This window comes from Sodalis sp. RH16, assembly GCF_047324245.1.
Taxonomy (GTDB): domain Bacteria; phylum Pseudomonadota; class Gammaproteobacteria; order Enterobacterales; family Enterobacteriaceae; genus Acerihabitans; species Acerihabitans ligni.
Window position 1 is genome coordinate 3,079,494 of sequence record NZ_CP178737.1, and the last position, 18,209, is coordinate 3,097,702.

General features: G+C 55.3%; 12 protein-coding genes and 1 pseudogene. 7 read left to right on the top strand and 6 right to left on the bottom strand.

Features of this window, described 5'->3' with window-relative positions; all coding sequences use genetic code 11:
- The first annotated feature begins 19 nt into the window (after positions 1-19).
- Positions 20-451 carry a carboxymuconolactone decarboxylase family protein gene (locus ACL2XJ_RS14180; RefSeq protein ID WP_413723606.1) on the top strand — a complete coding sequence of 144 codons (432 nt, stop codon included), beginning with the start codon at positions 20-22 and terminating at the stop codon, positions 449-451.
- Positions 452-500: 49 nt separating this feature from the next.
- Here ACL2XJ_RS14180 and ACL2XJ_RS14185 read toward each other — a convergent pair whose 3' ends face one another.
- Complete coding sequence (locus ACL2XJ_RS14185; RefSeq protein WP_413723607.1) at positions 501-1,514, bottom strand: oxidoreductase; 1,014 nt, start codon at positions 1,512-1,514, stop codon at positions 501-503.
- A 72-nt stretch (positions 1,515-1,586) separates the two neighbouring features.
- Between ACL2XJ_RS14185 and ACL2XJ_RS14190 the strand changes: the two genes are divergently transcribed.
- The 3 genes from ACL2XJ_RS14190 to fusA all read left to right on the top strand — a co-directional run bounded on the left by ACL2XJ_RS14190 (position 1,587) and on the right by fusA (position 5,725).
- Positions 1,587-2,645, top strand: coding sequence for an AraC family transcriptional regulator (locus ACL2XJ_RS14190; RefSeq protein WP_413723608.1), 1,059 nt, complete (start codon positions 1,587-1,589; stop codon positions 2,643-2,645).
- Positions 2,646-2,700: 55 nt separating this feature from the next.
- Positions 2,701-3,399 (top strand): extensin family protein, encoded by a 699-nt coding sequence (locus ACL2XJ_RS14195; RefSeq protein WP_413723609.1) that lies wholly within the window; start codon positions 2,701-2,703, stop codon positions 3,397-3,399.
- Between the two features lie 226 nt (positions 3,400-3,625).
- Positions 3,626-5,725, top strand: coding sequence for an elongation factor G (gene fusA / locus ACL2XJ_RS14200; protein WP_203522428.1), 2,100 nt, complete (start codon positions 3,626-3,628; stop codon positions 5,723-5,725).
- A 271-nt stretch (positions 5,726-5,996) separates the two neighbouring features.
- On the opposite strand, the gene ACL2XJ_RS14205 is transcribed toward fusA, so the two are convergent.
- The 3 genes from ACL2XJ_RS14205 to ACL2XJ_RS14215 all read right to left on the bottom strand — a co-directional run bounded on the left by ACL2XJ_RS14205 (position 5,997) and on the right by ACL2XJ_RS14215 (position 13,526).
- Positions 5,997-7,706 (bottom strand): autotransporter outer membrane beta-barrel domain-containing protein, encoded by a 1,710-nt coding sequence (locus ACL2XJ_RS14205; RefSeq protein WP_413723610.1) that lies wholly within the window; start codon positions 7,704-7,706, stop codon positions 5,997-5,999.
- Positions 7,707-8,977: 1,271 nt separating this feature from the next.
- A complete protein-coding gene (locus ACL2XJ_RS14210; RefSeq protein WP_413723611.1) occupies positions 8,978-11,377 on the bottom strand; it encodes an autotransporter outer membrane beta-barrel domain-containing protein in 2,400 nt (799 codons plus the stop codon).
- Positions 11,378-11,924: 547 nt separating this feature from the next.
- Positions 11,925-13,526, bottom strand: coding sequence for an autotransporter outer membrane beta-barrel domain-containing protein (locus tag ACL2XJ_RS14215; RefSeq protein WP_413723612.1), 1,602 nt, complete (start codon positions 13,524-13,526; stop codon positions 11,925-11,927).
- Between the two features lie 646 nt (positions 13,527-14,172).
- On the opposite strand from ACL2XJ_RS14215, the gene ACL2XJ_RS14220 reads away from it, so the two are divergent.
- Positions 14,173-14,583, top strand: a complete 411-nt coding sequence (locus ACL2XJ_RS14220) for a hypothetical protein (RefSeq protein ID WP_413723613.1) — start codon at positions 14,173-14,175, stop codon at positions 14,581-14,583.
- Positions 14,584-14,627: 44 nt separating this feature from the next.
- Here ACL2XJ_RS14220 and ACL2XJ_RS14225 read toward each other — a convergent pair.
- Positions 14,628-14,879: pseudogene (locus ACL2XJ_RS14225) on the bottom strand (autotransporter outer membrane beta-barrel domain-containing protein); the annotation flags it as partial.
- Between the two features lie 795 nt (positions 14,880-15,674).
- Positions 15,675-16,559, bottom strand: coding sequence for a DUF2076 domain-containing protein (locus ACL2XJ_RS14230; protein ID WP_413723614.1), 885 nt, complete (start codon positions 16,557-16,559; stop codon positions 15,675-15,677).
- A gap of 290 nt (positions 16,560-16,849) precedes the next feature.
- On the opposite strand from ACL2XJ_RS14230, the gene ydfZ reads away from it, so the two are divergent.
- A complete protein-coding gene (gene ydfZ / locus ACL2XJ_RS14235) occupies positions 16,850-17,050 on the top strand; it encodes a putative selenium delivery protein YdfZ (RefSeq protein WP_132922984.1) in 201 nt (66 codons plus the stop codon).
- Between the two features lie 287 nt (positions 17,051-17,337).
- Positions 17,338-17,994: an epoxyqueuosine reductase QueH gene (locus tag ACL2XJ_RS14240; RefSeq protein ID WP_413723615.1), complete on the top strand. Its 657-nt coding sequence runs from the start codon at positions 17,338-17,340 to the stop codon at positions 17,992-17,994.
- The last annotated feature ends 215 nt before the right edge of the window (positions 17,995-18,209 follow it).

Consider the following 18,209-nt stretch of genomic DNA (forward strand, 5'->3'; position numbering starts at 1 on the left):
TCAGCAGAGAGAAATACCTATGAGCCAATTACGTTTGCCTTACGCCAAATTATCCCCGGAAGCCTATCAGGGATTTCTGATGGTCAATAAAGCATTGGGAAACAGCACGTTGGGACAGCAATTAATAGAGTTGGTTAATTTGCGCGTGTCGCAAATCAACGGCTGTGCGTTTTGTCTGGAAATGCACGCCGCCGCGCTGCGGGCCGGCGGTTTGGCGGAAGTTAAATTCGATAGCCTGGCCGGATGGCGGGTGAGCTCGCATTTTAGCGAGCGGGAGCGCGCAGCGCTTGCCTGGGCGGAAGCCCTGACCCATATTGCCGCCACCGGCGCGCCGGATGAGGTATTCGAGCCGTTAAAAAGCCAGTTTACCGATGGGGAAATTGCCGATCTGACCTTCGCCGTCGCCCTGATTAACGGTTTTAACCGCCTGGCTATCGGCATGCGGCAATAACCGCCATCGCCGGAGGCAAGACCGAGGCCGCGATAAGCGCGGCCTCGGCTTAATCAGCTGTGAAGGTAAAACCCAGCAGCCGTTCGCTCAGATGCCACAGGCGTTCTGCGGATGCCGGATCTACAGCGTAGGGCAGGACGCCATTGAGGGTGAGCCTGGTGGCATCGCCGGTATTCCAACCGCCGGCGCGACCTTCCGGGGCCAGCGGTGCGATATCGCTGTTTTCGCAATAAAGACCGCCCATACCGTTGAGCTGCGGACTGGCGGCGCACCAGACAATGGTGGCCGCGCCCTGTTCCACGGTTTTAAGGTTTTTGGCGGGATCCAGGATGGGCTTTCCGGCATCGTCAATGACTCCCGCTTCCCTCAGTTCTCCTTGTGACAGATGTTTGCCGAGGCCGGTGTCCAGAATCCCGCCGGGATGCAGTGAAAAGGCGCGCACGCCGTGGGCTACACCGTGGCCGTCCAGCGCCAGGGCAAACAGGATATTGGCGGTTTTCGACTGTCCGTAACCTTGCCAGCGATCGTATTCGCGATGTTCGAAGTTAGGATCGTCAAATACCACCGGGGAAAAGCGGTGTCCCCAGGAGGATACCGAAACCACCCGTGCTCCGCCGGCCCGCCGGAGCGCCGGCCAGAGCCTCGCCGTCAGCTGGAAATGGCCGAGGTGGTTGGTGGAGAACTGGGATTCATAACCCCGTTCATCCCGCTCAAGAGGGCAGGCCATGATCCCGGCGCAGTTCACCAGAATGTGCAGCGGCCGTCGGCCGTCGATGAATTTCGCGGCAAAAGCGTCGATGGAGGCGGGCCGGGCCAGATCCATAACCTCAAGCTCGACGCCGTCCAGCCCCCGCAGCGCGGCGGCGGCTTTATCCCGATCCCGCGCCGGCACAATGACCGTGGCGCCGGCCGATCGTAACGTTCGCACGGTTTCCAGGCCGAGGCCGGAATAGCCGCCGGTGACAATGGCGATTTTGCCGGTCAGATCGATGCCTTTAATCACTTCGCCGCTGGTGGAAGCGGCGCTGAAACCGGAATGGAGGGGTTTTTGCAATGCGGACATGATATTGGACTCCTGCAAGGGATAACGGTGAGTGCATGGGACCCAGTGTAGTCTTCGCTGACTGAACGATGAATGCTTGAAAATCCGTATTTATTGCGCGATAGTTCAATAATGAACGATCTTTTTTCCGATATTCTGCAGTTCACCCAGGCCCAATCCGTGGTCTCCGGCGGATTTACGGCCGGCGGCGCTTGGGCGCTCCGCTTTCCGGCTCCTGATAAAATCAAATTTTTCGCGCTTGTGAAGGGCAACTGCTGGTTTCGTTTTAACGATGAGGATGAGCCGCTGCGCCTGGAGGAGGGCGATGTGTTTCTGCTGGCGGCGCAGCGTTCGTTTGTGCTGGCGGGGGATTTGACCCAGGCGCCCCTGGATGCGGTCCGGGTTTTTGCCGCCAGCGACAATAAGAACGCCAAGCTCGGCGAGGGCGAGGATTGCATACAGATAGGCGGTCATATCAAACTGGATCCCGCCAGCGGAGGATTGCTGTCGGATGTCCTGCCGCCGTTCATTCATGTCCGGGCCGCTTCGCCCCAGGCCTCGGTACTGAGATGGCTGCTGGATCAACTGGTGCGGGAAAGAACGGCGCAACTGCCGGGGGTCGGTATCGCCTCGTCCCAGCTAGCCCAGCTGATGTTCGTGCAAATATTGCGCGTGCATTTCTCCACCGCCGGCACGCTGGCGGCCGGCTGGCTGAGGGCGCTGGCGGACCCGCGCATCGCGCCGGTCTTGCGGCTGATGCATGGGGATCCGGGCCACCCTTGGCAACTGGCGGAGCTGGCCAGGGCCGCCGCCATGTCCCGAACCTCCTTTGCCTTGCATTTCAAGGCGGTGGCGGGCGTTGCGCCTCTCTCCTATCTGACCGATTGGCGCATGCGCCTGGCGGGACGGGCGCTGCGGGAAAGCGACGTGCCGGTGGCGGTGCTCGCCCGTTCGCTGGGGTATACTTCGGAGAGCGCCTTCAGCAGCGCCTTCAAACGTGTTAACGGCCATGCCCCGAAGCCCTACCGCATCGCGGCCCGGCGCGCGTTGGAAACCACAGAAGCCTCTTCGTCACCCAGCCAGGGGGCAACTGTCGTTAATCTGGCAACCGGGATCCCGGCTACGCTGGAAACCGCCGCAAAAATCCCTTAAACCGGATCAACTGCTAGAATCTTACCATCCGACCTCGTGCAGGGAATAAAACCGGGTGCGATTCCTATTGGGTTTATTGATTGCGGTAGCGCTGGCGGTAGTCTTCGCCCCACGGCTTCAGCGCTACCTGCCGCCGGGTTACGATCCCTTTGCGCCCGTTTCAGTTACCGACCCGCCGACGTTGATTACCCGGTTCAAGCTGCGGTCCCTGGCCCGGGACCCCGCCGCCTGTCTGGCGATACTGGCGCAGGCGCGCGCCGCCGGTCGTATCGATTTTACCGCCGAGAGAACCACTACCGGCGCCTGCCCGCTGGTGTCGCCGGTGCGGGTGCGCAGCTTCGGGCCGGTGGCGCTGAGCTCGAGTTTTCTGGCCAGCTGTCCCCTGGCGCTCAGCAGCGCCATGTTCGTGGCGCAATCCGCCTTGCCACGGGCCGAGACGGACCTCGGTTCGCCGCTGGCGCGCATTGACCACCTCGGCAGCTATGCCTGTCGCAATATCTACAGCCGTCCCGACGCCCGGCTCAGCGAACACGCCGGTGCCGATGCGCTGGATGTGGCGGGTTTTCGCCTGGCGAACGGCAAAGACATCACCGTGTCGCGGCAGTGGCGGCGAGACGATGCCGAAGGCGCTTATTTACATAGCATCTTCAGCCAGAGCTGCGATTTCTTCGGCAATTCCCTCGGTCCCGACTACAATAGCGCCCATGCCGGCCATTTCCACTTCGGCATGCGCGGTTTCGGCCTATGCCGGTAATGTTCCGCGCCGCTATGTGACCCTGAGCGACAAAGGCACTGGCGGACATTGAAGAGCGGTTACAAAAGGCGCATTCTGACCAGGCGCGCCGGCGCTGTTTTTTTTCCGCCGGATTGCCCGGAAATGCGCAACAAACTCAATTTATTACTCAGTCCCCGCCGCCGTAGGCCGCCGGGAAAATGTTTCACAGTAGGTTTTGTCCATTAGGGGCATCTAAGGTAATTGTATGGTCCGTAAAACTCCCATAGAACGATATCGCAACATCGGCATCAGTGCTCATATTGATGCCGGCAAGACTACCACCACTGAGCGTATTCTGTTTTATACCGGGGTCAGCCATAAAATCGGTGAAGTGCATGACGGCGCTGCAACGATGGATTGGATGGAGCAGGAGCAAGAACGCGGAATCACCATTACCTCAGCTGCCACCACCACCTTCTGGAAAGGGATGGCCGGTAACTATCCGGAACATCATATCAATATTATCGATACCCCGGGGCACGTGGATTTCACCATCGAAGTGGAACGATCCATGCGGGTATTGGACGGCGCGGTGATGGTGTATGACTCCGTGGGCGGGGTTCAGCCGCAGTCGGAAACCGTTTGGCGCCAGGCAAACAAATACAAAGTGCCGCGTATCGCGTTCGTGAACAAGATGGACCGCACCGGCGCGGATTTTTTCAAGGTGCAGACCCAGATCGCCAAACGCCTCAAAGGGGTAGCGGTGCCGATTCAGATTCCGGTGGGCGCCGAAGAGCATTTCGAGGGCGTGGTGGATTTGATCAAGATGAAATCCATTGTCTGGGATGATTCCACCCAGGGTGTGAAGTTCACCTACGAAGATGTCCCGGCGGCCTTGATGGCGTCGGCGCTGGAGTGGCGCAACCATATGGTGGAAGCGGCGGCCGAAGCCAGCGAAGACTTGATGAATAAATACCTGAACGGCGAGGAACTCACCGAAGAAGAGATCAAGAGCGCATTGCGCAAGCGCACCATCGACAATGAAATCGTGCCGATGCTGTGCGGCAGCGCCTTTAAGAATAAAGGCGTGCAGGCATTGCTGGACGCGGTGGTGGACTACCTGCCGTCGCCCATCGACGTGCCGGCCATTGTCGGCCATGACGAGAACGATAAGGAAGTGGAACGTCACTCCAGCGATACCGAGCCGTTCTCCGCCCTGGCGTTCAAGATCATGACCGACCCCTTTGTCGGCCAGCTGATCTTTTTCCGGGTCTATTCCGGCACCATATCCACCGGGGATTCGGTGTTTAACCCGGTGAAGGGTAAAAAAGAGCGTTTGGGCCGTTTGCTGCAAATGCATGCCAATGAACGTAAAGATATCAAGGAAGTCCATGCCGGCGATATCGCCGCCACGGTGGGCATGAAGGATGTGACCACCGGCGACTCCCTGTGCGATCCGGATCATCCGATTATTCTGGAACGCATGATTTTCCCCGATCCGGTCATTTCCCAGGCCATTGAGCCGAAGACCAAGGTGGACCAGGAAAAAATGGGTATTGCCCTGGGACGGTTAATGCAGGAGGATCCGTCGTTCCGCGTCAAGACCGATGATGAATCCGGCCAGACCATTATCTCCGGCATGGGCGAGCTGCATCTGGAAATCCTGATGGAGCGGATGCGCCGCGAGTTCGGCGTGGCGGTAACGGTGGGTAAACCGCAGGTTGCCTATCGGGAAACCATTAAAAAGACCGTGGAAGAGGTGGAAGGCAAGTACGTTAAGCAGACCGGCGGCCGTGGACAGTATGGGCACGTGGTGCTGAAAATCGAACCGCAGCCGGCGGGCAAAGGCTATGAGTTCGTGGATGCCATCAAGGGCGGCGTGGTGCCGCGGGAGTATATCTCCTCTATCGACAAGGGTATTCAGGATACGCTGACCTCCGGCGTATTGGGGGGCTATCCGGTGGTGGACGTGAAAGCGACGCTGTTCTTCGGTTCTTATCATGAGGTGGATTCCAACGAAAATGCGTTTCGTATGGCGGCCGCGATGGCGTTCAAGGACGGGATGCGTCAGGCGCAGCCGATTCTGCTGGAGCCGATGATGGCGGTGGAAGTGGAAACGCCGGAAGATTTCATGGGCAACGTGATGGGGGATCTCTCGTCACGGCGCGGCATGGTGCAGGGGATGGAGGATATTCTCGGCAGTAAGCTTATCCGTGCCGAGGTGCCGCTGGCGGAAATGTTCGGCTATTCCACTACGCTGCGTTCCATGTCGCAGGGGCGCGCTACGTATACCATGGAGTTCAAGCACTATTCGGAAGCGCCAAAAGCGGTGGCGGAGCAGGTTATCAAGAGCCGCGGCAAGTAGTTTGCCTGAGGCCGGCTCGTTGCACGTTCGGTGCAAGCGGGCTTACCGTGCCATGGGGCGCTCGGGCGGGCAGGAAAACCATGCCCGCTTCGACCCCATCGGCGCGGTTTCCCTTTAACAGGCTCGTTGCACGTTCGGTGCAAGCGGGCTTACCGTGCCATGGGGTGCTCGGGCGGGCAGGAAAACCATGCCCGCTTCGACCCCATCGGCGCGGTTTCCCTTTCACACGCGACTTCTCAAACATCTTCGCTGTGCCAATCGGTTATAGCGTTTAAAACAGATATTTCATCCCCAGCATGCCGGCGGTATCGCTGTAGCCTTTATTGCCTACCTGCTGGCCGACGCTGCCCCACAGGTTGAAGTTTTTATTCAGTTGTCCGTTCACCCCCAGTTTCAGCTCGCCGATATTGGCCGCGCCGTCCTGACTGATGGTGACGCCGTTCAGCGTGGCGCCGAAATCCTTGCTGTTATGGATCCAGTTGGCTTCGATAAACGGCTGGAACAGGCGGTCCTTGTTTTTATCCCGTTCGCTATAGGCGTTCATATAGGCCTTGACCCCCAGGCGGGTCTGGATATTGCCGTCGCCGTCGCCGCTGACCCGGGTGCCGTTGTCCTCGGTGAGGTCGTCGGCTTTGACATCCATCCAGATGGCCTGGGCCTGGGGCTCGATATAATAAGTGGCGTTTCTGGCCGGGTTGGCGCCGATAGTAAAGGCGTAGCCGGTTTCCAGCGACGCGGTGAAGCCTTTGGATTTATAGTCTTGCTCATTGAGGTCTTGCCCGTTCACTTCGTTGTCGAACCAGCCGTATTGGGTCCAGCCGTCGACATAGAGCCCGTCGTGGCCGGCGGCGTCGGCGTACCAGGTGCCGTAGAGACCGACGCTGTAGCCGTCCACCGAGCCTCTGGAGCGGTAGCCGGAGACCTGCGAGTCGGTAGTGCTGCGGGCGTGGCCGTAGCCGGCCATCAGGCCGAGGCGAAAGCTGTCGGCGCCGTCGCTGCTCCACTGGCCGACATCGCCCCCCAGCTGCAGGACGTAGCGATTGCTTTGGGTGCGCAGCTGTCCGCTGTCATCGCGGGAGCGGTTGTGGCCGCCCACATTGGTCATCCACAGGCTGGTGGTCTGCTGTTGGCCGGTGATGGGGTCGATATAGGTGGTCAATCCTGAACGGTCATTCAGACTGGCGGCGAACAGAGTATTGGCGGCGGCGAGATTGGCGCCGTAGCTGGAATCTTCAGGACGCTCCACCATATCGCCCGGTTGCGGGTCGGGGTCGGGAATGGGTTCCGGCGATGGCTCAGGCTCTGCTCCGGGGGGTTCCGGCGTCGGCGCCGCCGTTGAGCTGTTCAGATACCAGTTGGCGGCATTGGCGTCGGTGCCGCGCGCCAGGGTATAATCATAAGCCCCGGCGACGATACGGCCGGACTGGGTAAACTCGCCGTCGGAGGCGCCGGCGACCGAAATCAGCTCGATGCCGTCAATGGTCTGGGCGCCGCTGCCGCCGGCGTTGTTGACGGTGACAGTGGTCTCACCGGAGGTGTCGCCGCCGATGATAAGGCGTTCGGAGTCGGAAGCGTCGTCGGAGAGCTTGGCGTTGAAAGTGAGCCGGCCGTTATTGCCAGCGTAGTTGCCGGTGACGGTAAGCTCGGTGCCGGCGTCGGCGCCGTTAAGGTTGATGACGCCGGCATTGCTGACGCTGGCGATGGTTTGGCTAAAGCCGTTTAAATCCATGGCGCCGGGTGCGGCGATAGTGTAGGCCGAATTGGGGCTGAGGGCATTGTCGGCGTAGGCGGCTAGGGTGCCGCCGTTGATATTGGTGTTGCCGGTGTATGCGTTATTTTGATAAAGGGCCAGGGTGCCATCGTTAATGGTGAGATTCGAAACAGTGTCGTCGATCTGGCCTAGTATCCGCCATAGTCCCACGCCGTTTTTGGTCAAGCTTTGGAAGTTACTGATAGTGCCTTCTACCCGGCTTGCTGGCAAGACGTTGCTTGACGTCGCGTCCAGGATCAGGGTATTGCTCCCGCCGCCACCATTGATATTGCCGGAGAGATAAGAGTGGTCTTCAGAAACTATGCTATCATTCCCACCGCCTAAATTAATTGCCCCAGCGATTATTCCGCCGGAATGGTTGACAATTGAAACATCCCCGTTGCTAAACGCGCTTGAGATGGCGATTCCGTTGGGATAAAAGTTTGCAATCGTCCCGTCGTTGTCAATGGTAGTTAATCCAGTGCTGGATTCAATTTGAATGGCATTGCCGGCTTGGCTAAAAATATAGCCATGATTAATAATGGTATTCCCGGAGCCAATAACATGAAGGGCATTGTCAATATTTTCATTTCGTATTCCTTCTTCCGCCCACACCTCTGCTCCAGATTCCACGGTCAGAGTATTATCATTATTAAACTCAATAGTGTTTGCGCCAGAGCCCCAATTCCCTGGGCCCGAGGCTTCAGGTGTATTTTGCACCAGAGAATTTGTCCCCAACGTAATGTTTGAATTTGAATCGAGGCTAATGGCGCTGTTTATGCCGGTAATGATTTGAGCGTTAGGGTCCACAACAATGGTCACATTATCTAAACCAGGACCGCTGCCAAGGGTGGTTGTATGAGTTGATGTAGTGTCACATGTAGTGGTGACGCCATCCGCCAGCGCGGGGTTGCATGCCGCCGACGCCATATTAGGCACGGCATATAAATTTAGCGCAATGGCTGCGGCAATTATATTAAATTTATTTATTACATAAATCTGAAAAGGTTTTTTTTTATTAATGCATGAATAAATGGCATCTAATGATGGAGGCGACATAGGTGTTATTTTACGCATAAATTTAATTCCTTACATTTGTTTAATTGTCGGTTGTCGGAAAAGTACTCTTTTAAAGCTGTCAGCAATCGTAAGACGCAGTGACGCCATCGGGGCTGGCGCCGGAATATTTGCTGTTATGGATCCGGTTGGCCTCCACATATCTTGACTCGGATATGGCAAGCTTTTAGCGCTAATTAATTTAAATACCAGGGGTTATGTTAAATCGCAATCCATTTCATTAAGTAATATCAGCCATAAAATGCCACATCAATTAAAAACCAGAACAATTACCATTTTCCAATGTGACAGAAATTAATTTATGTGAGCAGGGAAACATAATTTAACTCGGCCGCGGCAAATGCGGTCTTACTCTACTACATTCTCTTTAATGTCTTTCTACGTTGAATGCCGGGAAAACCATCAGCATTATCCGGCGTGTTTAATCAAAACAGGTATTTCACGCCCAGCATGCCGGCGGTGTCGCTGTAGCCTTTGTTGCCCACCTGCTGGCCGACGCTGCCCCACAGGTTGAGGTTTTTGCTGATTTTGCCGTTGACCCCCAATTTGAGCTCGCCGATATTGGCCGCGCCGTCCTGACTGACGGTGACGCCGTTAAGCGTAGCGCCGAAATCCTTGCTGTTGTGGATCCAGTTGGCTTCGATAAAGGGCTGGAACAGGCGGTCCTTGTTTTTATCCCGTTCGCTGTAGGCGTTCATATAGGCCTTGACCCCCAGGCGGGTCTGGATATTGCCGTCGCCGTCGCCGCTGACCCGGGTACCGTTGTCCTCGGTGAGGTCGTCGGCTTTGACGTCCATCCAGATGGCCTGGGCCTGGGGCTCGATATAATAAGTGGCGTTGTTGGCCGGGTTGGCGCCGATATTAAAGGCGTAGCCGGTTTCCAGCGAGGCGGTGAAGCCCTTGGATTTATAGTCTTGCTCGCCCAGGTCTTGCCCGTTTACCTCGTTGTCGAACCAGCCGTACTGGGTCCAGCCGTCGACATAGAGCCCGTCGTGGCCGGCGGCATCGGCGTACCAGGTGCCGTAGAGACCGACGCTGTAGCCGTCCACCGAGCCTTTGGAACGGTAGCCGGAGACCTGCGAGTCGGTATTGCTGCGGGCATGGCCGTAGCCGGCCATCACCCCGAGGCGAAAGCTGTCGGCGCCGTCGCTACTCCACTGTCCCACATCGCCCCCCAGTTGCAGGACATAACGATTGCTTTGGGTGCGCAGCTGTCCGCTGTCATCGCGTGAGCGGTTGTGGCCGCCCACATTGGTCATCCACAGGCTGGTGGTCTGCTGTTGGCCGGTGATGGGGTCGATATAGGCGGTCAATCGCGAACGGGTATTCAGGCTGGCGGCGAACAGGGTATTGGCGGCGGCCAGGTTGGCGCCGTAGCTTGAGTCTTCAGGACGCTCCACCATGTCGCCCGGGTCGGGATGGGGGTCGGGAATGGGTTCCGAGGGCGGTTCCGCTCCAGGCGGTTCCGGCGTCGGCGCGGCCGTGGAGCTGTTCAAATACCAGTTGGCGGCATTAACGTCGGTGCCGCGCGCCAGGGTGTAATCATAAGCGCCGGCGACGATGCGGCCGGACTGGATAAATTCGCCGTCCGAGCTGCCGTTGACGGTAATCAGCTCAATGCCGTCAATGGTCTGGGCGCCGCTGCCGCCGGCGTTGTTGACGGTGACCTGGGTATCGCCGGAGGTGTCGCCGCCGACAATCAGGCGTTCGGACTGTGAGGCGTCGTCGGAGAGCTTGGCGTTGAAATTCAATCGGCCGTTATTGCCGGTATAGTTGCCGGCGACGGTGAGCACGGTGGCGGCGTCGGCGCCGTTAAGGTTGATGACGCCGGCATTGCTGACGCTGGCGATGGTTTGGCTAAAGCCGTTTAAATCCATGGCGCCGGGTGCGGCGATGATATAGGCCGAATTGGGGCTCAAGGCACCGGCGGCCTGGGCGGCCAGGGTGCCGCCATTGATATTGGTATTGCCGACGTAGGTATTAGTGCCGGCCAGGGCCAGGGTGCCCTCGTTGATGGTCACGTTGGCAATGTTGGTGAGTCCGCCGGTTAATTGCCATTCTCCCTCGCCGTTTTTGGTCAGGCTTTGAAAATTGGTTATATTGCCTGCCAGAAGGTCCAAGGTGTCGGTCGAACTTGCCGCACCGGTTAAGGTAAGCGTATTTGTTCCGCCGCCGCCGCTAATGTTACCTTCCAAAAGCGAGCCTGATTCAAGGGTTACGCTGTCATCGCCGGAGCCCATACTGACGTTGCCGATAATGGAGCCGCCGTCGCGATTGATTATGGACACCATGGTGCCTGAACTACCGATAGCCGTACCGCCCGGAGTCAGTATGCTGATGGTGCCGTAATTGTCTATGGTGTTGATGCCCGTGGCGGGCTGGAACCAGATTGCCGAACTGGCATTTCCTTGAATCAGGCCGTGATTGATAATGCTATTCCCCGCCCCTATGACGTTGATAGCTTCGTTCGAGCCAGTTGGGCCTTGTGACAGTACCTGTGCCCCAGGCGCTATTTCCAGAGTGGTATCGTTGTTGAACTCAATGGTATTTTCACCCGTACTCCAATTACCCGAACCCGTCAGTGCGCTGCTATTGTTAATCACATTGGCGCCGTTTTGTAAAATGATTGTGGAATCGGAATTCACGCTTATCGCAGTGACCGCGCCGGTGGTAATTGTAGCGCCGGGCTGGACGGTAATGGTGACGTTAGTTGTTCCGGGTCCGGTGCCGACGGTGGTGGTTTGGTCTACGGTAGCATCACAAACGGTGCTGCCATCGTTCACCAGGGGAGGGGTACAGGCCGCCAGCGTTATTTCTGGCGACACGGAAAAAGTCAATGCAATAGCAGCGGTAATGATATTAAATTTGCTTATTTTTTTTATGTGAAAAAATAATGATGCGTTTGTGTCAATTAATAAAAACCGTGGCGTAGAATTTAACGTGCTCATGATTAACATCCTTTAATAGTTATGTTTCCGGGCGAACTCAGAGTATGTTTTGCAATCATGATGGATATGTATTACAACGCTACTCTATCCATAAGACCTGTGCATACTTATTAAGAACATGAATCGGATAATGCAAATCTTCAGCGCGGTTTATTAATAACAGAGATTATGTTGAGAAAAAAATAAATTTTATATAATAGCTAAGATCCAATAAAAATTACCATAAATAAAAAAAAGTCTAATTGCCATTTTTAAATTAACGGGTATTCGATTAATGTGAGCGGAGAAACATAAAAACGCTGCGGTGGCCGCAGCGTATCGGTCTCTCATCAAGCGTTTGTGCCAGTCAAATGTTTATGGAGCCGTTGACCATGGTACGCTTAGCCGCTACGTGATGGTGGCTTCGTCGTCTACCATGGTCTCTTTAGAACAGGTATTTCAATCCCAGCATGCCGGCGGTGTCGCTGTAACCTTTATTGCCCACCTGCTGGCCGACGCTGCCCCATAGGTTGAAGTTTTTATTCAGCTGTCCGTTCACCCCCAGTTTCAGCTCGCCGATATTGGCCGCGCCGTCCTGACTGACGGTGACGCCGTTCAGCGTGGCGCCGAAATCCTTGCTGTTATGGATCCAGTTGGCTTCGATAAACGGCTGGAACAGGCGGTCCTTGTTTTTATCCCGTTCGCTATAGGCGTTCATATAGGCCTTGACCCCCAGGCGGGTCTGGATATTGCCGTCGCCGTCGCCGCTGACCCGGGTGCCGTTGTCCTCGGTGAGGTCGTCGGCTTTGACATCCATCCAGATGGCCTGGGCCTGGGGCTCGATATAATAAGTGGCGTTTCTGGCCGGGTTGGCGCCGATAGTAAAGGCGTAGCCGGTTTCCAGCGACGCGGTGAAGCCTTTGGATTTATAGTCTTGCTCATTGAGGTCTTGCCCGTTCACTTCGTTGTCGAACCAGCCGTATTGGGTCCAGCCGTCGACATAGAGCCCGTCGTGGCCGGCGGCATCGGCGTACCAGGTGCCGTAGAGACCGACGCTGTAGCCGTCCACCGAGCCTTTGGCACGGTAGCCGGAGACCTGGGATACGGTGGTGCTTTTCGCGTTGCCGTAACCGGCCATCACCCCCAGGCGAAAGCTGTCGGCGCCGTCGCTGCTCCACTGTCCCACATCGCCCCCCAGTTGCAGGACATAACGATTGCTTTGGGTGCGCAGCTGTCCGCTGTCATCGCGTGAGCGGTTGTGGCCGCCCACATTGGTCATCCACAGGCTGGTGGTCTGCTGTTGGCCGGTGATGGGGTCGATATAGGCGGTCAGGACCGAGCGGGTATCCCGGCCGGCGGCGAACAGGGTATTGGCGGCGGCCAGGTTGGCGCCGTAGCTTGAGTCTTCAGGACGCTCCACCATGTCGCCGGGGGCCGGATCCGGGTCGGGAATGGGTCCCGGCGCCGGCGTCGACGTTGAACTGTTGAGATACCAATTGGCGGCGTTGGCGCCGGTGCCGCGTTCGAGATTATAGTCATAGGCCCCGGCCACGATGCGGCCGGACTGGATAAACTCGCCGTCCGAGCTGCCGTTGACGGTAATCAGCTCGATGCCGTCAATGGTCTGGGCGCCGCCGCCGCCGGCGTTGTTGACGGTAACCTGGGTATCGCCGGACGTGCTGCCGCCGACGATAAGGCGTTCGGACTGTGAGGCGTCGTCGGAGAGTTTGGCGTTAAAATTGAGCCGTCCGTTATTGCCGGTATAGTCGCCGGTGACGGTGAGCACGGTGCCGGCGTTGGCGCCGTTGAGGTTGATGCCCCCTGCATTGTCGACGCTGGCGATGGTTTGGCTAAAGCCGTTTAAATCCATGGCGCCGGGTGTGGCGATGATATAGGCCGAATTGGGGCTGAAGGCGTTGGCGGCCTGAGCGGCCAAGGTGCCGCCGTTGATATGGGTATCGCCGACGAAGCTATTACTTCCGGCCAGGGTCAGGGTGCCGTCATTGACGGTCACGTTGGAGACAGTGGCGTCGAGCTGGCCCGTCAACAGCCACTCTCCCGCGCCGGTTTTGGTCAGCGATTGAAAACCTCTAATGTTGGTTGGTAAAATATCAGCTGTCGCCGAAGGATTAGACGATCCTTCAAGTGTAAAAGAATTAATTCCATCGCCACCAGATATGCTTGTACCCGTAAGAACCGAGCCAGGCTCGAGAGTAATTGTATCATTCCCAGCACCCAAACGCACTACGCCGTAAATCAAGGCCCCGGTACGATTGATTAAGGAAACATCTCCATTGCCGGAGGAAATTAGAAGGACCCGATTGTCAGCAACACTGGCGATGGTTCCGTAATTGTCTATAATATTGCTGCCAACGTTATTATAAAGTTCGAATATAATTAAACTAGATGAAATTAAACCGTGGTTGATGATGGTATTGCCTGCGCCTATGATTCCAAAAACGTGTGCGGTACCTGAGGTCAACAGCACCTGCGCGCCATGTCCCACCGTGATAGCGTTATCATTATTGAACTCTATGGTATTTTGCTCCTTTCCCCAATTTCCGCTGCCGACCACCGCGCTATACCCGGCATTTTTAACCACGGCACCGTCTTGCAGGGTAATGACGGAACCCGAGTCAAGGCTAATGGCGCTGAATACACCGGTATCGATTTCTGCGGAAGGAAGGACATTAATGGTCACATTATTCGAACCGGGTCCGGTGCCGAGAGTGGTGGTATGCACCGACGAGGTATCGCATATCGTGGTCACGCCATCCGCCGGGGCTGGGGCGCAGGCCGCTGACGCCTTATCAGGCATGGCATATATACTTAGCGCAATGGCTGCGGCAATGACATTAAATTTATTTACGGATTTAATTTTAACAGTTGTCGTTTTATTAATGCTTAAAGAAATAGAACCTAAAGACGAAGGCGCCAGAGGAGTTATTTTACGCATGATTTTCATTCCTTTCATTTGTTTGATTAATGGCTGCGAAAAAAATGCTATTTTAAAAATGCCATCATTCGTGAGACGCTGTGACGCCATTGAGGCTGATGCCGAAAGCTGTGCTGTTATGGATCCAGTGAGTTTTCGCATAACATGACTTGGATAAGGCACGCTTTCAGCGCTATTAGCCGGCCTGTTTTGTCAAAATAGATATTTCAAGCCCAGCATGCCGGCGGTATCGCTGTAGCCTTTATTGCCCACCTGCTGGCCGACGCTGCCCCACAGGTTGAAGTTTTTGTTAAGCTGCCCGTTCACCCCCAGTTTCAGCTCGCCGATATTGGCCGCGCCGTCCTGACTAACGGTGACGCCGTTCAGCGTGGCGCCGAAATCCTTGCTGTTATGTATCCAGTTGGCTTCGATAAACGGCTGGAACAGGCGGTCCTTGTTTTTATCCCGTTCGCGCATGTCGTGGTCACGCCATCCGCTGGCGCAGGAGCGCAAGCCGCCGACGCCTTTTCAGGTATGGAATATATACATAACGTCATTGCAATGGTCGCGGTGATAATATTAAATTTATTTATATTTTTAATCTGATAAAATATTCTTTTATCAATGTTTAAAGGTGTAAACGTAATAACAAAGGCGCCACTGAGTTTTTTTACGCATAATTATCAGCCTTTATAACAGATATGTTATTAAATTAGCTTGATTTAGTAATTCTTAAAAAATTTATATCCTCTGCTATTGATGCGTAAGCCCGGTGCTGCAAGCTGTCATGTAATAACATGATTTTTATCAGGCCTACTGTCAGGGATGTCCTGCTAAAACTAACGTATGGTGAGTTTTATTTATTATTTTGGTAAAAGATCCTTCGCTAAAATACAAAGACTGTCGATGAAATACGAGTTTTTTACTTTAACTGTATTTATGAATTTTTGAGAAAAAAAGGTTCATGAAATTATTGTAATTTAATATTTTCTTATTTTCTAGCGAAATTTAGAAGTAAAGAGAGTATTCGTGAGGTGAAGTGAAATTATCCTTCAAATCGTCATGGAGCGATGGGTACAAGCTTAGGGGACATTAGAATGGTTCGCATAGATAACGCGGGGCTCGATATAATTAAACCCCGGCCATATGAACCGCGCTGCTAGCGGGCTGGGTAGTATTGCTTTGGCGGCGCGGTTCAAAAGCAGGAATTTGTTTTCGCCAGCGGCGCTACGCCGGCGATTTTTTTAAGCAGACCGGCTATCAGACAAAATTATCATCGTCGCTGAAGTCATCGTCTGAACCGAAGCCGCCATCCGAACCAAAACCGTTATCGGAGCCAAAGCCATTATCTGAACCAAAACCATTATCCGAGCCAAAGCCGTTATCGGCACCAAAGCCGTTATTGTAATCGGTATCGCCGCCGGCATTATCGCCGCCCAGATAATTATTGTTATTATCCAGGAAATGGCTGTCCGAGACATCATTGAAGGTGTCGAGGTTATTGCTTTGGAAATCCTGATTGGTCAGGGGATCCGTGGCGGCGGTATCCATGGGCTGGTCGATAACATTGACTATCTCCTCCGGCCGGCTGTTATGGAACATGCCGGTGAGCATATTGCCCAATACCACGCCGCCGGCAACCCCGGCCGCGGTTTGCAGCGCGCCGGCCATAAAGCCGCCGCCACGCGGAGGCACCGGCTGTTGTCCATAGCCGGGAGGCGGCGTTTGGGCGTAGCCGTTATAGCCGGGGGGAGGGGTTTGCCCATAGCCGTTATAGCCGGGAGGGGGTGTTTGCTGCCCTTGGCTGCCCCAGGCGTTGGCGGGCTGTTGGGCCTGCGTCTGAGGCTGAGCCGCGCGTGAACCGCCGCCGAACAGATTGCTGAGAAAACCGCCGCTGTGGGCGGGAGGAGTGTTTTTCAGCTCGGTCAGTTCGTTTTCAAGCTGCGTGACCCGCTGATGCAGGCGTTTGAGCGCGGCTTCCTGAATCAAAATAGACTGCGCCATATAATAAGGCGCCGCGGGCTGCTGACGGATAAATTCCTGGATTTGCCGATCCGCCGCGGTATCACGGGCGCCGGATTGCTGTTCCGCCAGTTTCAGGCGCTGAAACAGCCCTTCAATAAGACGTTGCTCTTCAGATTGCATGGCTTTGACCTTTTGACATGTTCAGGTTCGCAGAAGGCTGCATTACGTTTAAATCTAGTCTGTTTACGGCTAATCATAAAGGCGCCGAGCGTAAAGGTTTGCAGATATATGTTACCAGTTAACATACTTTGTCCAATGGGGCGCCTAGAGCAGGTTTCATGCGGGGTTGGCTTCTGCGGCTGAAAAGGCGCCGGCGATGAACCGTTGTTTTGCTTGATTTAACTCAAATTATGCCCCTTGCGGCGGGCCTATGCTTGCTATCGGTTTCGTGATGGAAATTGGAGGAGTGTATGATTCACGTTTATGACAGGAATCGGAATGCAATCATCCCTGGTCAGAAAGTCATGATTGCCGCTACCGGTGAGACATCCATTGCCAAGGCCGTACATGCCGAGGGGCTATCGCCCGTCGAGGCCGAACGGGCAAAGTGTGTGGAACTGCAAAATACCGCCGAGCGCTATATTCCCTTTGAGCTGATTCGTCTGGCCTGAGTAGGGCCGCCATCCGGTCTACCATGCCATGGGGCGCTAGGTCCGGCGGAAAACTCCCGTCCGATCCGGCCTCATTGGCATGGTCGCCCGTTAACGCGCTCGGTACTTGGCGTGGTGATAGCGGGCCTATTATGCCTGTCGGTATCTGCGGTAAGGTGGATTGGGTGTATTTGCTTGCCCCGATTGCCTGAACCTTGCTTAAACGCCGCCCCCGGCGGCACCGCGTTCCGCCTGCGTTATGCTATATTTTCCTCGACCAGTTATCCGTTGCCAGAGAGACAGCGCCCATGGCCGAATTGACCCGTCCGATGCTTCAACTTCCCCACCAGGCCCATAAGCTGCTGCTGCATTCCTGCTGCGCGCCCTGTTCCGGTGAGGTGATGGAAGCGCTCGGCGCCTCGAGAATTGACTATACCATTTTCTTTTATAACCCGAATATTCATCCGCGGCGGGAGTACCAAATCCGCAAAGAGGAGAATATCCGTTTTGCGCAAAAGCACCGGGTGCCGTTTGTGGATGCCGATTACGACAGCGATAACTGGTTTGCCCGGGCCAGGGGCATGGAGCATGAACCGGAGCGGGGGATACGCTGCACGATGTGTTTCGATATGCGTTTTGAGCGTACCGCGCTCTATGCCTTCGAGCAAGGTTTCAGCATTATCTCCAGTTCGCTGGGCATTTCCCGCTGGAAAAACATGCAGCAAATAAATGACTGCGGCAAACGCGCCGCCGCTAGATATCCCGGCATCACCTATTGGGATTATAACTGGCGCAAGCAGGGTGGTTCATCGCGCATGATTGAAATCAGTAAACGCGAGCGCTTTTATCAGCAGGAATACTGCGGTTGCATTTACTCTCTTCGCGACAGTAACCGGCACCGCAAATCACAGGGGCGGGATATTATTCGTATCGGGATGACATACTATGGCGATGCTGATGAATAAACATCAATTTATGTTAATAATGTTAATTCAATGATCATTCTTGACAGCATTCGTGAATAATCGTCTAATCCTGTTTACCACGCTTTATCCTTATTTTTTTCCGTCACCCCGTCGTATCAATCGTTAAGCCGTTCATACCTGCCAACATGCATTTCATTCCCGGTGGAGGGCATCTCATTCCCATTTCGAGCCGCTCCCGCCGGCATTGCCTTATA

Excerpts from the sequence above, each read along its gene's own strand:
- ACL2XJ_RS14180 (WP_413723606.1), top strand. The coding sequence starts at position 20 with ATGAGCCAATTACGTTTGCCTTACGCCAAATTATCCCCGGAAGCCTAT.
- ACL2XJ_RS14185 (WP_413723607.1), bottom strand. The coding sequence starts at position 1,514 with ATGTCCGCATTGCAAAAACCCCTCCATTCCGGTTTCAGCGCCGCTTCC.
- ACL2XJ_RS14190 (WP_413723608.1), top strand. The coding sequence starts at position 1,587 with ATGCTTGAAAATCCGTATTTATTGCGCGATAGTTCAATAATGAACGAT.
- fusA (WP_203522428.1), top strand. The coding sequence starts at position 3,626 with ATGGTCCGTAAAACTCCCATAGAACGATATCGCAACATCGGCATCAGT.
- ACL2XJ_RS14220 (WP_413723613.1), top strand. The coding sequence starts at position 14,173 with ATGGTCACATTATTCGAACCGGGTCCGGTGCCGAGAGTGGTGGTATGC.
- ACL2XJ_RS14230 (WP_413723614.1), bottom strand. The coding sequence starts at position 16,559 with ATGCAATCTGAAGAGCAACGTCTTATTGAAGGGCTGTTTCAGCGCCTG.
- ydfZ (WP_132922984.1), top strand. The coding sequence starts at position 16,850 with ATGATTCACGTTTATGACAGGAATCGGAATGCAATCATCCCTGGTCAG.
- ACL2XJ_RS14240 (WP_413723615.1), top strand. The coding sequence starts at position 17,338 with ATGGCCGAATTGACCCGTCCGATGCTTCAACTTCCCCACCAGGCCCAT.